The 12,663-nt window shown below is 71.0% G+C and carries 12 protein-coding genes; 3 read left to right on the top strand and 9 right to left on the bottom strand.

The features are described from left to right. Positions 1-4: 4 nt before the first annotated feature. On the bottom strand, positions 5-688 hold the full coding sequence (locus AC6JBM_RS54965; RefSeq protein WP_350612616.1) for an MBL fold metallo-hydrolase: 684 nt from the start codon (positions 686-688) through the stop codon (positions 5-7). 169 nt (positions 689-857) lie between these two features. Here AC6JBM_RS54965 and AC6JBM_RS54960 point away from each other — a divergent pair, with 169 nt between their 5' ends. Then, on the top strand, positions 858-1,763 hold the full coding sequence (locus tag AC6JBM_RS54960) for a peptidylprolyl isomerase (RefSeq protein ID WP_497981382.1): 906 nt from the start codon (positions 858-860) through the stop codon (positions 1,761-1,763). Between the two features lie 44 nt (positions 1,764-1,807). Beyond that, positions 1,808-2,689 carry a peptidylprolyl isomerase gene (locus AC6JBM_RS54955; protein WP_497981381.1) on the top strand — a complete coding sequence of 294 codons (882 nt, stop codon included), beginning with the start codon at positions 1,808-1,810 and terminating at the stop codon, positions 2,687-2,689. A gap of 104 nt (positions 2,690-2,793) precedes the next feature. Here the strand turns inward: AC6JBM_RS54955 and AC6JBM_RS54950 are convergent, their stop codons facing one another. From AC6JBM_RS54950 to ruvC, 8 genes are all read right to left on the bottom strand, one after another. Then, a complete protein-coding gene (locus AC6JBM_RS54950) occupies positions 2,794-5,376 on the bottom strand; it encodes a RelA/SpoT family protein (RefSeq protein WP_497981380.1) in 2,583 nt (860 codons plus the stop codon). A gap of 54 nt (positions 5,377-5,430) precedes the next feature. Next, positions 5,431-5,967 (bottom strand): adenine phosphoribosyltransferase, encoded by a 537-nt coding sequence (locus AC6JBM_RS54945; RefSeq protein ID WP_497981379.1) that lies wholly within the window; start codon positions 5,965-5,967, stop codon positions 5,431-5,433. 62 nt (positions 5,968-6,029) lie between these two features. Further along, positions 6,030-7,196, bottom strand: a complete 1,167-nt coding sequence (gene secF / locus AC6JBM_RS54940; protein ID WP_497981378.1) for a protein translocase subunit SecF — start codon at positions 7,194-7,196, stop codon at positions 6,030-6,032. Between the two features lie 2 nt (positions 7,197-7,198). Then, positions 7,199-9,049, bottom strand: coding sequence for a protein translocase subunit SecD (secD, locus tag AC6JBM_RS54935; RefSeq protein ID WP_497981377.1), 1,851 nt, complete (start codon positions 9,047-9,049; stop codon positions 7,199-7,201). Positions 9,050-9,129: 80 nt separating this feature from the next. Further along, complete coding sequence (yajC, locus tag AC6JBM_RS54930) at positions 9,130-9,477, bottom strand: preprotein translocase subunit YajC (protein ID WP_350612627.1); 348 nt, start codon at positions 9,475-9,477, stop codon at positions 9,130-9,132. A gap of 105 nt (positions 9,478-9,582) precedes the next feature. Continuing rightward, positions 9,583-10,641 (bottom strand): Holliday junction branch migration DNA helicase RuvB, encoded by a 1,059-nt coding sequence (gene ruvB, locus AC6JBM_RS54925; RefSeq protein ID WP_497981376.1) that lies wholly within the window; start codon positions 10,639-10,641, stop codon positions 9,583-9,585. After that, positions 10,638-11,240 (bottom strand): Holliday junction branch migration protein RuvA, encoded by a 603-nt coding sequence (gene ruvA, locus AC6JBM_RS54920; protein WP_497981375.1) that lies wholly within the window; start codon positions 11,238-11,240, stop codon positions 10,638-10,640. Before ruvA ends, ruvB begins: the two co-directional genes overlap by 4 nt. After that, positions 11,237-11,749, bottom strand: coding sequence for a crossover junction endodeoxyribonuclease RuvC (ruvC, locus tag AC6JBM_RS54915; RefSeq protein WP_350612631.1), 513 nt, complete (start codon positions 11,747-11,749; stop codon positions 11,237-11,239). Before ruvC ends, ruvA begins: the two co-directional genes overlap by 4 nt. Positions 11,750-11,890: 141 nt before the next feature. Here ruvC and AC6JBM_RS54910 point away from each other — a divergent pair, with 141 nt between their 5' ends. After that, positions 11,891-12,658, top strand: a complete 768-nt coding sequence (locus tag AC6JBM_RS54910; protein WP_497981374.1) for a 3-hydroxybutyrate dehydrogenase — start codon at positions 11,891-11,893, stop codon at positions 12,656-12,658. The last annotated feature ends 5 nt before the right edge of the window (positions 12,659-12,663 follow it).

Genomic DNA, 12,663 nt, shown 5'->3' with positions numbered 1-12,663 from the left:
GTGTCTACCAGCCTTTACGCGGCGCCTCGAGCGCCTCACGGAGATAGGGGTTGCGGGCCCGCTCGCGGCCGATGGTCGTCTCGGGGCCGTGCCCGGGCAGCACGACGGTCTCGTCGGGCAGCGTCAGCACCTTGTCCCGCAGGCTCGCCATCATCTGCTCCATGCTCCCGCCGGGCAGGTCGGTGCGGCCGATCGAGTCGCGGAAGAGCACGTCGCCGGAGAAGCACAGCCGGTCGTCGCCGTCGCCCCCGCGGAACATCACCGAGCCGCGGGTGTGCCCCGGCGCGTGGTCGACGGTCAGCTCCAGCCCGGCGAGCTTGAGCACCAGGCCGTCCTGCAGCGGCGCCACGTCCTCCGGCTCGCTCCACGTCAGCCGGCCCCCGAACAGCGCGGTGAGGTCGGTGCTCAGGCCCTTCGTGGGGTCGGCGAGCATCTCGGCGTCGTCGGGATGGATGTACGCGGTGATCCCGCGCGCGCCGCAGACCGGCGTCACGGAGAACGTATGGTCGAGGTGACCATGCGTGAGCAGCACCGCGGCGGGCTGGAGACGATGCTCGGCCAGCACCTCGTCGAGGCGGTCCGTCACCCCGATGCCCGGATCGATGACCACGCACTGCTCACCCGGCCCGGGGGCCACCACGAAGCAGTTGGTCCCGAACGCCTCGGCCGGGAAACCGGCAACCAGCACGGCGGCGCTCCTCACTGTCGATGCCTGATCAATGACCAGCTAGACCCTATCCGGAGGTCAGGCACAGCGAACCGTGACCGGGCGGCGACCCGCATTCCGGGTTCTACCCGTACACTCTGGCGGGCGTGTGACGTGGCACCCAAATGTATTTTCCTGGAGGGGAGCACAGGTGGCTTCCAGTAAGAGCCGGCAGCGCGCTCTGGCGCGGGCCAAGACCGAGCGACAGATTGCCCGGAGGGCGGCCGCGGCGCGGCGCCGCCGTCAGTGGCAGGCGGGCATCGGCACGGCCGTGGTGCTCGCGTTGCTGGTCGTGGTGGTGATCTGGAAGACCGGTGGCTTCTCTCCCGCCCCGGCCGTGGCCGCGGAGTGTGCGTACACCTCCGTCGACCAGGCCACGGGCATCGTCGACGTCGGCAAGCCGCCGGTGAACGACGTCGTGAAGAACGGCGTCGAGACGATGACGATCACGCTCGGCCAGGGCACGGTCACCGCGAAGCTCGACCCGAGCAAGGCGCCGTGCACCGTGAACAGCTTCCGGTACCTGGCGGGGAAGAAGTTCTTCGACAACACGACCTGCCACCGTTCGACGGACACCATCCTGCAGTGCGGCGACCCGTCCGGCACCGGCAGCGGCGGCCCGGCGTACCGCTTCCCGGACGAGAACCTGCCGTCGCCGACCGCCCCGTCGGCCGACCCGAGCGCGCCCGCCGACGCCTCCGCCCCGGCGGCGGACACCGCGCTGTATCCGGCCGGCACGCTGGCGATGGCCAACTCCGGCGCGAACACCAACAGCAGCCAGTTCTTCCTGGTCTTCAAGGACCAGCAGTTCCCGCCGAACTACACGGTCTTCGGCACGATCGTCGGCGGCCTCGACGTGCTGCAGAAGATCGGCGCGGCCGGCAACGACGGCTCGATCCAGGCCGGCGGCGGCAAGCCCAACGAGGAAGTGAAGATCAGCTCGCTGACCGTCACCGACCAGGCGCCGGCGGAGCCCGAGCCCGTCCCGTCGACGAGCGGAGCGGCCTCGACCTCCGCCTCCGCCGCGCCGTCGGCCGGCGCCTCCAGCAACTCCTGAAGCGTGAAGTCCACCCCATCCCTGTTGAGCAAGGAGTACCAACCGTGAGCACCAACCGGGACCGTCAGCGCGCCGCGGCGCGTTCGCGGCTGGAACGGGAGATGGCCGACCGGGCCGAGCAGTCCCGAATCCGGCGCCGTAGGAACACGACGATCGCCGCCGGGGCGGGCGCCCTGGTCGTGGTGCTCATCGCGGCCTGGGTGGTGATCGCGCTGACCAGCGGCGACGACAAGAAGGACGCGGCCTCGGCGAACCCGTCGGGCTCCGCGGGCGCCCCCGGAGCGTGCGCCTGGCAGCCGCTGGTCGACCCGAGCGCGAGCGCGGCGCCGGACCCGGAGCTGGCGAAGAACACCAAGGACGTGGGCAAGCCCCCGGCCACGGGTGAGGCGCGCACCGGCACCCAGACGATGACGCTGGACACGAGCGTCGGCACGATCAAGATCGAGGTCGACACCGCCCACGCCCCGTGCACGGCGGAAAGTTTCACCTACCTGGCCAGCAAGAAGTTCTTCGACGACACCACCTGCCACCGCCTGGTGCTGCAGAGCATCTACGTGCTGCAGTGCGGCGACCCGTTCGCCACCGGCTACGGCGGCCCCTCGTACCGCTACGCCGAGGAGAACCTGCCGACCGGCAAGCGCCCGGCCTACGGCGAGGGTGTCGTCGCGATGGCGAACAACGGCCAGCCCGCCTCGACCGGCAGCCAGTTCTTCATCGTCTACAAGGACATCGCCCAGCTCGACGCGAACTACACGGTCATCGGCAAGGTGACCGAGGGTCTGGACCTGGTGAAGAAGGTCGCGGAGGCCGGCGTGGTGCCGGACCCGTCGGCGCCGGCCGCGGACCCGTCCGCGGCCCCGAGCGAGGGCAAGCCGAAGACCGAGGTGCGCATCAAGAGCCTGACGATGAGCGCCCCGACCCCGTAAGTTCCGCAAGCGAAGGGGCCGCCCACCGAATCCGGTGGGCGGCCCTTCTCGTGTCTGCCGTGCGTCAGGCAGCTCTGCCGTGCGTCAGGCAGCTCTGCCGTGTGTCAGGCGCCGGACGTGACGCGGTAGGCGTCGTAGACCCCGTCGATGCGCCGGACGGCCGCCAGCAGGTGGTTGAGGTGCTTGGGGTCGGCCATCTCGAAGCTGAACCGGCTGATGGCCACCCGGTCCCGCGTGGTCGTGACCGTGGCCGAGAGGATGTTGACCTTCTCGTCGGACAGGACCCGGGTCACGTCGGCCAGGAGCTTGTGCCGGTCGAGCGCCTCCACCTGGATGGCCACCAGGAACGTCGAGGCGCTCGTGGGCTTCCAGCTGACCTCCAGGACCCGTTCCGGCTGCTCCTTGAGGTCCGCCGCGTTCGCGCAGTCGTCGCGGTGGACGGAGACGCCGCCGGAGCGGGTGACGAAGCCGAAGACGGCGTCGCCCGGCACCGGGGTGCAGCAGCGGGCCAGCTTGATCCACACGTCGTCGACGCCGAGGACCTCGACGCCGGGGTCGGAGGCGGCGGTGCGGGCGCGGGCCGGGCGGGTCGGGATGGCGGTCTCGGCGATGTCCTCGACCGCGCCCTCCTCGCCGCCGTAGCCCTGCACGAGGCGCTGCACGATCGACTGGGCCGAGGCCTGCCCGTCGCCGACGGCGGCGTAGAGGGCGGCCACGTCGGAGAGGTGCAGCTCCCGGGCGATCGTCATCAGCGACTCGGACGTGAGCAGGCGCTGCAGCGGCAGGCCCTGCTTGCGCATGGCCTTGACGATCGCCTCCTTGCCGGCCTCGATCGCCTCCTCGCGGCGCTCCTTGTTGAAGTACTGCCGGATCTTGGTCCGGGCCCGCGGGCTCTTGACGAAGCCGAGCCAGTCCTGGGTCGGGCCGGCGGTCTCGGACTTCGAGGTGAAGATCTCGATGACGTCGCCGTTGGACAGCGTGCTCTCCAGCGGCACGAGCTTGCCGTTGACGCGGGCGCCGATGCACTTGTGGCCGACCTCGGTGTGCACCGCGTAGGCGAAGTCGACGGGCGTCGAGCCGGTGGGCAGCGCGATCACGTCGCCCTTCGGCGTGAAGACGTAGACCTCCTGGCTCGACAGGTCGAACCGGAGCGCGTCGAGGAACTCGCTGGGGTCGCTCGCCTCGCGCTGCCAGTCCAGCAGCTGCCGCAGCCAGGTCATCTCGTCGATGTGCGCGGGCGGCCCGGCGATCGTGGCGTTCTTGGTCTCCTTGTAGCGCCAGTGCGCGGCGATGCCGTATTCGGCCGTGCGGTGCATCGCGTAGGTGCGGATCTGCAGCTCGACGGGCTTGCCGGTGGGTCCGATGACCGTCGTGTGCAGCGACTGGTACATGTTGAACTTCGGCATGGCGATGTAGTCCTTGAACCGGCCCGGGACGGGCTGCCAGTTCGCGTGGATCACGCCGAGGGCCGCGTAGCAGTCGCGCACGGTGTCGACCAGGATGCGCACGCCGACCAGGTCGTAGATGTCGCCGAAGTCGCGGCCGCGGACGATCATCTTCTGGTAGACGGAGTACAGGTGCTTCGGCCGCCCGGTCGTCTCCGACTTGATCTTGGCGGCCTTGAGATCGTTGGCGACCTTCTGGGTCACGGTGCGCAGCAGCGAGTCGCGCTGCGGGGTGTGCTCGGCGATGAGCCGGCTGATCTCGTCGAAGCGCTTGGGGAACAGCGTGCGGAACGCCAGGTCCTCCAGCTCCCACTTGATCGTGTTCATCCCCAGCCGGTGCGCGAGCGGGGCCAGGATCTCCAGCGTCTCCTTGGCCTTCTGCTCCTGCTTGGGCCGCGGCAGGAAGGTCAGGGTGCGCATGTTGTGCAGCCGGTCGGCGAGCTTGATCACCAGCACCCGCGGGTCCTTGGCCATCGCGACGACCATCTTGCGGATGGTCTCGGCCTTGGCCGCGTCGCCGAGCTTCACCTTGTCGAGCTTCGTCACGCCGTCGACGAGCAGCGTGACCTCGCCGCCGAAGTCGACCTGCATGCGCTCGATCGTGTATTCGGTGTCCTCGATCGTGTCGTGCAGCAGGGCGGCCACCAGCGTGGTGGTGTCCATGCCCAGGTCGGCGAGGATGGTGGCGACCGCGAGCGGGTGCGTGATGTAGGGGTCGCCGGACTTGCGGTATTGCCCCTTGTGGAAGTGCTCCGCCATGTCGTAGGCGCGCTGGAGCAGCCGCACGTCGGCCTTCGGGTGGCTGGCCTTGTGCTGGGCGATGAGCGGCTCCAGCACCTCGCTGACGGAGGGGCTCTGCCAGGGCGCGTTGAAACGGGCCAGGCGGGCCCGCACGCGGCGGCCGGTGGGCGCGGCCCCGACGAGGCCGGCCATGGCGCCTGTGACCCCGCTGGCGGCGTCGGTCAGGTCCTCGGTGTCCTCGTTGAGGATCTCCTCGGGCGTGCGGCGCGGGGGCTGCTGGTCGGACGCGCGGCGCTGGGGCGTGCCGGGCGGGGTCGGGAACTGCAGCACCACGCCGCCGGCCTCCGCCGTCTCCGGCTGGGTCGATTCGCGGACGTCCTGCGGTTCATCCTGCACGTGGTCGACCGTACCCTCAATGGGGGGTGCGATGTCGCCGGTCACCGGCCGCTCCTCATCGCCGACAACGTTCCGAACCGCAAGCTTACCCGTCCGGGCCGACATTTCCCGTCAGCGGAAGGGCCGGGAAAACGGGGTGCAAGCCCCCGTGAGCGGCCCTCAGACGGTCAACAGGGCATGAACCGGACGTGGCGCGAGTCTCTGCCGCCCCTCCAGGAACGACAGCTCCAGCAGGACGCTGAAGCCGCTCACCGTCCCGCCGGCGCGCTCGACCAGCCCGAGGGTCGCCGCGGCGGTGCCGCCGGTGGCGAGCACGTCGTCGACGACGAGCACCCGCTCCCCCGCGATGAACGCGTCGGCGTGCACCTCCAGGGCCGCCTCGCCGTACTCCAGCGCGTAGGTCTCCGAGACGGTGGCGCGGGGCAGCTTGCCGGCCTTGCGGACGGGTACGACACCCTTGCCCGTCGCGTAGGCGATCGCGGCGGCGATGACGAACCCGCGCGCCTCGATGCCGGCCACGACGTCGAAGCTCTCCTCGCCGTGCTCGGCGATGATCGCGTCGACGGAGGCCGCGAACGCCCGGCCGTCGGCGAACAGCGGCATGAGGTCCTTGAACACGATCCCCGGCTTCGGGAAGTCCGGCACGTCGAGGACCTTGCTCGCGACCAGCTCGGCGATGTCCACGGAGCTCCTCACCCAGAAAACGTCAACGGGCGCCGCGAGGACCGCGGCGCCCGTTGATTTTCGCAGTTGACCGGCTACCGCCGCCCGCCGCCCCCGGCGGGACGGCCGCCGGCGCGCGGGCGCTTGCCCTGGCCGGGCCGCGCCGCCGGGCGAGCCCCCGGACGGGGGGCCGCGCCGGCCAGCTCGGAGCGCTCGACCGCCTTCGCCGGGCCGCCGATCGGCACCCCGTCGCTGTCGCGGGCCGGGCCGGCCGCGCGGGTCGCCGCCTCCTTGGCCTGCGCGGTGCGCTTGGCCTTGACCCGGTTGGCGTGCTGCTGCAGGCGCGGCTCGCGGCTCTTGAGCTCGGCCAGCACCGGGGTGGCGAAGAAGATCGACGAGTACACCGCGACGCCCATACCGATGAACAGCACGAGACCGAGGTCCTTCAGCGTGCCGGCGCCCAGCAGGCCGGCGCCGATGAAGAGCAGGCCGCCGACCGGCAGCAGCGCCACCAGACCGGTGTTGATGGAGCGCATCAGGGTCTGGTTGACCGCGAGGTTGGCCGCCTCGGAGTAGGTCGACGTGCTCGAGCCCGTGATGCCGCGGGTGTTCTCCTGCACCTTGTCGAACACCACGACGACGTCGTAGAGCGCGAAACCGAGGATCGTCAGGAAGCCGATGACCGTGGACGGGGTGACCTCGAAGCCGACGAGCGAGTACACGCCGCCGGTGAGGATCAGGTCCAGCAGCAGCGAGGCGATCGCGGCGACGGCCATCCGCCACTCGAAGCGCGCGACGAGGTAGACCAGCACCGCGGCGAGGAAGATCGCGAGGCTCAGCGCGGCCTTGTTGGTGACCTGGCCGCCCCACGAGGTGCTCACCGCGCTGTCGGAGATCTGGGTCGCGTCGATCCCGAAGGTCTTCGCGACCGAGTCCTTGATCTCGGTCTGGCGCTGGGCGTCGTTGATCAGCTCGGTCTTGATGATGTACTGGCTGTCGCCGACGGTCTGGCCGGTCTTGACCTCGACCCCGGCGTCGCCGAACGCCTTCTCGACCTGCTCCAGCGTGCCCACCTTGACCGGCACGTTGTACTGGTTGCCGCCCTCGAACTCGATGCCGAGGGTGAAGCCGCGGATGAGCATGCTCGCGATCGCGATGATGATCGCGACGGCGGCGACGGTGAACCACACCTTGCGGCGGCCGACGATGTCGACGCCGGCCTCACCGCGGTAGAGCCGGGCTGCGATGCCACTGGCGCTCATCGTCAGGCCTCCTTCGGGCGGTTACGACGGGTGGTGGGCGCCGCGTCGGTGGTGGATCGCTGTTCGAGCACGCGGCCGAGACCGCTGACCCGCGGCGACAAGAACGCCTTGCTGCGGGCGAAGAGCGTCATGATCGGGTGACGGAAGAGGAACACGACCACGAGGTCGAGGATCGTCGCCACGCCCAGGGCGAAGGCGAAGCCCTTCACCGAGCCGATCGAGACGAAGTACAGGATCGCTGCGGCCAGCAGCGTGATCGTGTTGGCCGAGATGATCGTGCGGCGGGCCCGCACCCAGGCGCGCGGCACGGCGCTGCGCGGGCTCCTCCCGTCGCGGATCTCGTCCTTGAGCCGCTCGAAGTAGATGACGAAGGAGTCCGCCGCCACACCGAGCGAGACGATGAATCCGGCGAAGCCGGCGAGGCTCAGCGTGAAGCCGATCCAGCGGCCCAGGATGATCAGCGACATGAAGACCAGCACGCCGGAGAGCACCAGGCTCAGCATGATGACGCCGCCGAGGAGCCGGTAGTAGAAGAACGAGTAGAGCACGACCAGCAGCAGACCGATGCCGGCGGCGAGCAGGCCGGCCTCCAGGTGCGAGCTGCCCAGCGTGGCGGAGATGCTCTGCGCGTCCTGCGAGGTGAACGACAGGGGCAGGGCGCCGTACTGCAGCTGGCTGGCCAGCAGCTGGGCCTCGGTCTTCGTGAAGGTGCCGCTGATCTCGGCGTCACCCGGGATGACGTTCTGGATCGTCGGGGCCGACACGACCTCGTTGTCGAGCACCACGGCGACCTGCTTGCTGTCCTGGCCGTTGTTGTAGGCCACGCGGGTCAGGTCGGTCCAGCGGTTCTGCCCGTCGCTGTGGAAGGACAGGTTGACCGTCCACTTGCCGTTCTGCGAGTTGATGCCCGAGGTCGCGCTCGACACGTCGGTGCCGAGCACCTTCGCGGCGTCGAGCTGGTACTTCACGCCCGGCCCGCACGCGACCGCGGGCTCGTCGGCCTTGCTGATCGAGCCGACCGGCCGGTGGTTGAGCTTGTCGCAGGTGATGTAGGGGATGTTGTACTGCATCGACGCCGGCAGCACCGCGACCTCGGCCGGCGTCAGGTCCTTGAAGCCCTTGTAGGTCTCGGCCTTGGCGGCGTCCTGGGTGAAGTCGACCGGGGCCTGCTCGGCCATGGCGGCGGCCCAGACGCTCGCGCCCAGCTTCTTCTGCACCGCGGCGCGCTGCGTGGCGACGTCCGGCGCGAGGGACTCCGGCGCCGAGGCCGACGCGCCCGCACCGGCGGCCGCGGAGCCCGACGGGTCCGCGGTCGGCGCGGCGCTCGTGGCCGTCGGCGTGGCGGACGGCTGCCCGGTCGCCGAGGCGGGGGCCGACGCCGGGGCCGAGGCGGGGGCCGACGCGCTCGGGGAGGCCGGCGCCGAGGCCGACGCCGACGGGTCGGTCGCGCCCGTGTCGCCGGTCTGCCCGGTCACCATGCGGAAGCGCAGCTCGGCGGTCTGGCCGATCTGCTTGAGCCGGTCGTCGCTCTTGCCCGGCAGGGAGACGACGATGTTGTTGCTGCCCTCGACGACGACCTCGGCCTCGGCGACACCCAGGCCGTTGACCCGCTGGTCGATGATGCGGCGGGCGGTCTCCATCTGATCCTGGGTGGGCGGCTTGTTGCCCTCCAGGTTCTGGGCCTGCAGCGTGACCGTGGTCCCGCCGATCAGATCAAGGCCGAGCTTGGGCTCGAGCCGGTCGCGCCAGCCACCCTTGCCGCCGAACCATACGATGGCGGCGAGGATGATGAAGATGGCGGCAAGCACGGCGAGCTGGCGGCTCGGGCGCATCGGTGCCTGAGGTTGTGCCACGGCTGTCGGGTCTCCCTACACGACGCCGGCGGAGGTCGCGCGGCGTGAATGTTTCACATAGCGGGCAGCGAGCGGGGCTTTCAGTCGGTGTCCGCCGGAGGCGCGGACTCCTCGTCGGCGGGGGGCTCTTCCTCCGTCGCCGCCTTCCGGTTCACCTTGCCGATCGCGGCCCGGGCGTACTTGGCGGAGACACCCGGAGCGATCTCGAGCATGACGGTGTCGGCGTCGACCTCGGTGACGATGCCGTAGAGGCCTCCGACCGTCACCACCTCGTCGCCGATACCCATCGTGGACTGCATGCTCTCGACCTCGCGGCGGCGCTTCTGCTGCGGGCGGATCATGAGGAAGTACACGAAGGCGGCGAAGGCGACGACGACAAGAAGCGGGAGCGCCGAGCTGCCGCCCGAGGACTCCGCGGCGTTATACACGATTATGGCCTTCCCGATTAAGGTGTCTGATGTCCGCGCAGCGGATCGCGGCGAGTCTAGTCGGTGTGTCGGAAACCACGATGACCGGCGTCCGTCACGGTCCGATCACAAATCGAATAGACCGGGCGTTTGGGACAAGCCGCCCGCGGATTTTCCGCCCTCGACGGTACCAGCGGGCCCTGGGATGCCAAGATGCTGCCAGGCGCTCGCCGTCGCGATCCGACCACGGGGCGTGCGCGCCATGAGCCCCGAGCGCAGCAGGAACGGCTCGCACACCTCCTCCACCGTGTCCGGCTGCTCACCGACGGCCACCGCGAGGGTGGACAGCCCCACCGGCCCGCCGCCGTGGCGCAGCAGGGCCAGCAGCACCGACCGGTCGAGCCGGTCCAGGCCCAGCTCGTCGACGTCGTACACCCGCAGCGCCGCCCGGGCCGCGGCGATGTCCACGACCCCGTCCGCCCGCACCTCGGCATAGTCGCGGACCCGCCGCAGGAGACGGTTGGCGATGCGGGGCGTGCCACGGGAGCGCCGCCCGATCTCGACCGCCCCGTCCTCGGTGATCGGCACGTCGAGGATGCGGGCCGAGCGCGAGATGATCCGCTCGAGCTCCTCCGGGTCGTAGAAGTCCAGCTGGCCGACGAAGCCGAAGCGGTCCCGCATCGGGCCGGTGAGCAGTCCGCTGCGGGTCGTGGCGCCGACCAGCGTGAACGGCTCCACGTCGAGCGGGATGGCGGTCGCGCCCGGGCCCTTGCCGACCACGACGTCGACGCGGAAGTCCTCCATCGCGCTGTAGAGCAGCTCCTCCGCCGGCCGCGCGATGCGGTGGATCTCGTCGATGAACAGCACGTCACCCCGGGTGAGGCTGGTCAGCACGGCGGCGAGGTCGCCGGCCCGCTCGATGGCCGGGCCGCTGGTCATGCGCAGCCCGGCCCCCAGCTCGGCGGCGACGATCATGGCCATCGTCGTCTTGCCGAGCCCGGGCGGGCCGGAGAGCAGGATGTGGTCGGGCGGGCTGCCGCGGCGCAGGGCGCTCTGCAGCAGCAGTTCGAGCTGCTCGCGGACCCGGTGCTGGCCGATCAGCTCCGCGAGCCGCTTGGGCCGCACGCTCTGGTCGGCCGCGAGGTCCTCGTCGGAGGCGAACGCACTGACCAGCGGATCCGTCATCGGATCGTGCCCAGCATCCGGATCGCCTGCTTGAGCAGCACCGGCACCGGCGGGACGGTCTGCCCGTCGAGCTGCTCGGCGACCGCCGCCACCGCCTGGTCGGCCTGCTTCTCGTTCCAGCCGAGCCCGACGAGGGCCTGACGGACCTGCTCGGGCCACACCGCGCCGCCGGCGACCAGGGCCGCCCCGGCGCCCGGCAGCGCGCCGATCTTGTCCCGCAGCTCCAGCACCAGCCGCTCGGCCCCCTTCTTGCCGATGCCCGGCACCTGGGTGAGGGTCGAGGTGTCGGAGGCCGAGATCGCGCGGCGCACGACCTCCGGGGTGTGCACGGCCAGCACCGCCTGGGCCAGCCGCGGCCCGACCCCGGTCGCGGTCTGCAGCAGCTCGAACAGCTGCTTGGCCTCGTCGTCGGCGAAGCCGTAGAGGGTCAGCGAGTCCTCGCGCACCACGAGCGAGGTGGCCAGCCGGGCCTCCTGGCCGACCCGCAGCTCGGCGAGGGTGTGCGGGGAGCACTGGACCGCCAGCCCGACCCCGCCGACCTCGATCACCGCGCCGTCGGGCGACACCGCCGCCACCTTGCCGCGCACGCTCGCGATCATCGCGTCCTCCTCACCGCCGCGCTGATGCGCTCCCGCGCACCGCCCCGCCACACATGACAGATGGCCAAGGCTAAGGCGTCGGCGGCGTCGGCCGGGCGAGGCGCGACCTCGAGCCGCAGCAACCGGGTCACCATCGCGGTCACCTGGGCCTTGTCGGCCTGCCCGTTACCGCTCACGGCGGCCTTGACCTCGCTCGGGGTGTACATCTGCACGGGCAGCCCGGCGCGGGCCGCGGCGAGGATGGCCACCGCGCCGGCCTGGGCGGTGCCCATGACCGTGCGCACGTTGTGCTGGGCGAACACCCGCTCCACGGCGACGCTCTCGGGCTTGTGCTCGGCGAGGAGCTCCGTGAGGCGCCGGTCGAGGTTGAGCAGGCGCAGGGACAGGTCCAGGTCGGCGTCGCTGCGGACGACCTCGTAGTGCACCAACCGGCACGGGCTGCCCGGGCGGCCCTCGACCACCCCGACGCCGCATCGGGTCAGGCCCGGGTCGACCCCCAGCACGCGCACCGCCGCTCCCCTCAAACGTGTGTTCGACACCCTATCGGACGATCGCCGCGCGCCGATCGCGCGACACACACACCGAGTGCGGTAAAGGTATGTGGGCCTCCCCCATGGGACGGCGGAGCGAAGCCTCGTACGTTTCCGGCCATGACGACGGAGCATGTGGTCGCGCTGGACCTGCGGGGCCGCACCGCGATGGTCACGGGGGCCGGCAGCGGCATCGGCCGCAGCGTCGCCGAGCGGCTGGCGGCCGCCGGGGCCCGGGTCGTGGCCGTCGACCGCGACGAGGACCACCTCAAGACCCTCGACGGTGTGGTACCGGTGGTGGCCGACCTGTCCGACCCGGCCGGCCTGGACGCCGTCCTGCGCGACTGCCCGGACGTGGACGTCCTGGTCAACAACGCCGGCCTGCAGCACGTGGCCGCGCTCGAGGAGTTCCCGCCGGACCGCTTCGCCTACATCCAGGCGGTCATGGTGACCGCACCCTTCCGCCTGGTGCGCGGCGTGCTGCCGCACATGTACGCCGGGAACTGGGGGCGGATCGTCAACATCTCCTCCGTGCACGGGCTGCGCGCGTCGCCGTTCAAGGCCGCGTACGTCACCGCGAAGCACGCCCTCGAGGGCCTGTCGAAGACCGTCGCGCTCGAGGGTGCCCCGCACGGGGTGACCTCGAACTGCATCAACCCCGCCTACGTGCGCACCCCGCTCGTCGAGGGGCAGATCGCCGACCAGGCCCGCACGCACGGCATCCCCGAGTCCGAGGTCGTCGAGAAGATCATGCTCACGAGCGCGGCCATCAAGCGGCTCATCGAGCCCGCGGAGGTGGCGGAGCTGGTCGCGTACCTCTGCACGGACGTCGCCGGGTTCATCACGGGCACTTCGCTGTCGATCGACGGCGGCTGGACCGCACACTAGGCACG

It is taken from the genome of Dactylosporangium thailandense, assembly GCF_059739745.1.
This window is presented reverse-complemented; position numbering and strand designations above follow the sequence as displayed.

What these genes read in the sequence shown, in the direction of transcription:
- AC6JBM_RS54910 (WP_497981374.1), top strand. Translation starts at nt 11,891, where the DNA reads ATGACGACGGAGCATGTGGTCGCGCTGGACCTGCGGGGCCGCACCGCG.
- AC6JBM_RS54950 (WP_497981380.1), bottom strand. Translation starts at nt 5,376, where the DNA reads ATGTCGGCCCGGACGGGTAAGCTTGCGGTTCGGAACGTTGTCGGCGAT.
- secF (WP_497981378.1), bottom strand. Translation starts at nt 7,196, where the DNA reads ATGAGCGCCAGTGGCATCGCAGCCCGGCTCTACCGCGGTGAGGCCGGC.
- ruvA (WP_497981375.1), bottom strand. Translation starts at nt 11,240, where the DNA reads ATGATCGCGAGCGTGCGCGGCAAGGTGGCGGCGGTGTCGCCCGACGGC.
- ruvB (WP_497981376.1), bottom strand. Translation starts at nt 10,641, where the DNA reads ATGACGGATCCGCTGGTCAGTGCGTTCGCCTCCGACGAGGACCTCGCG.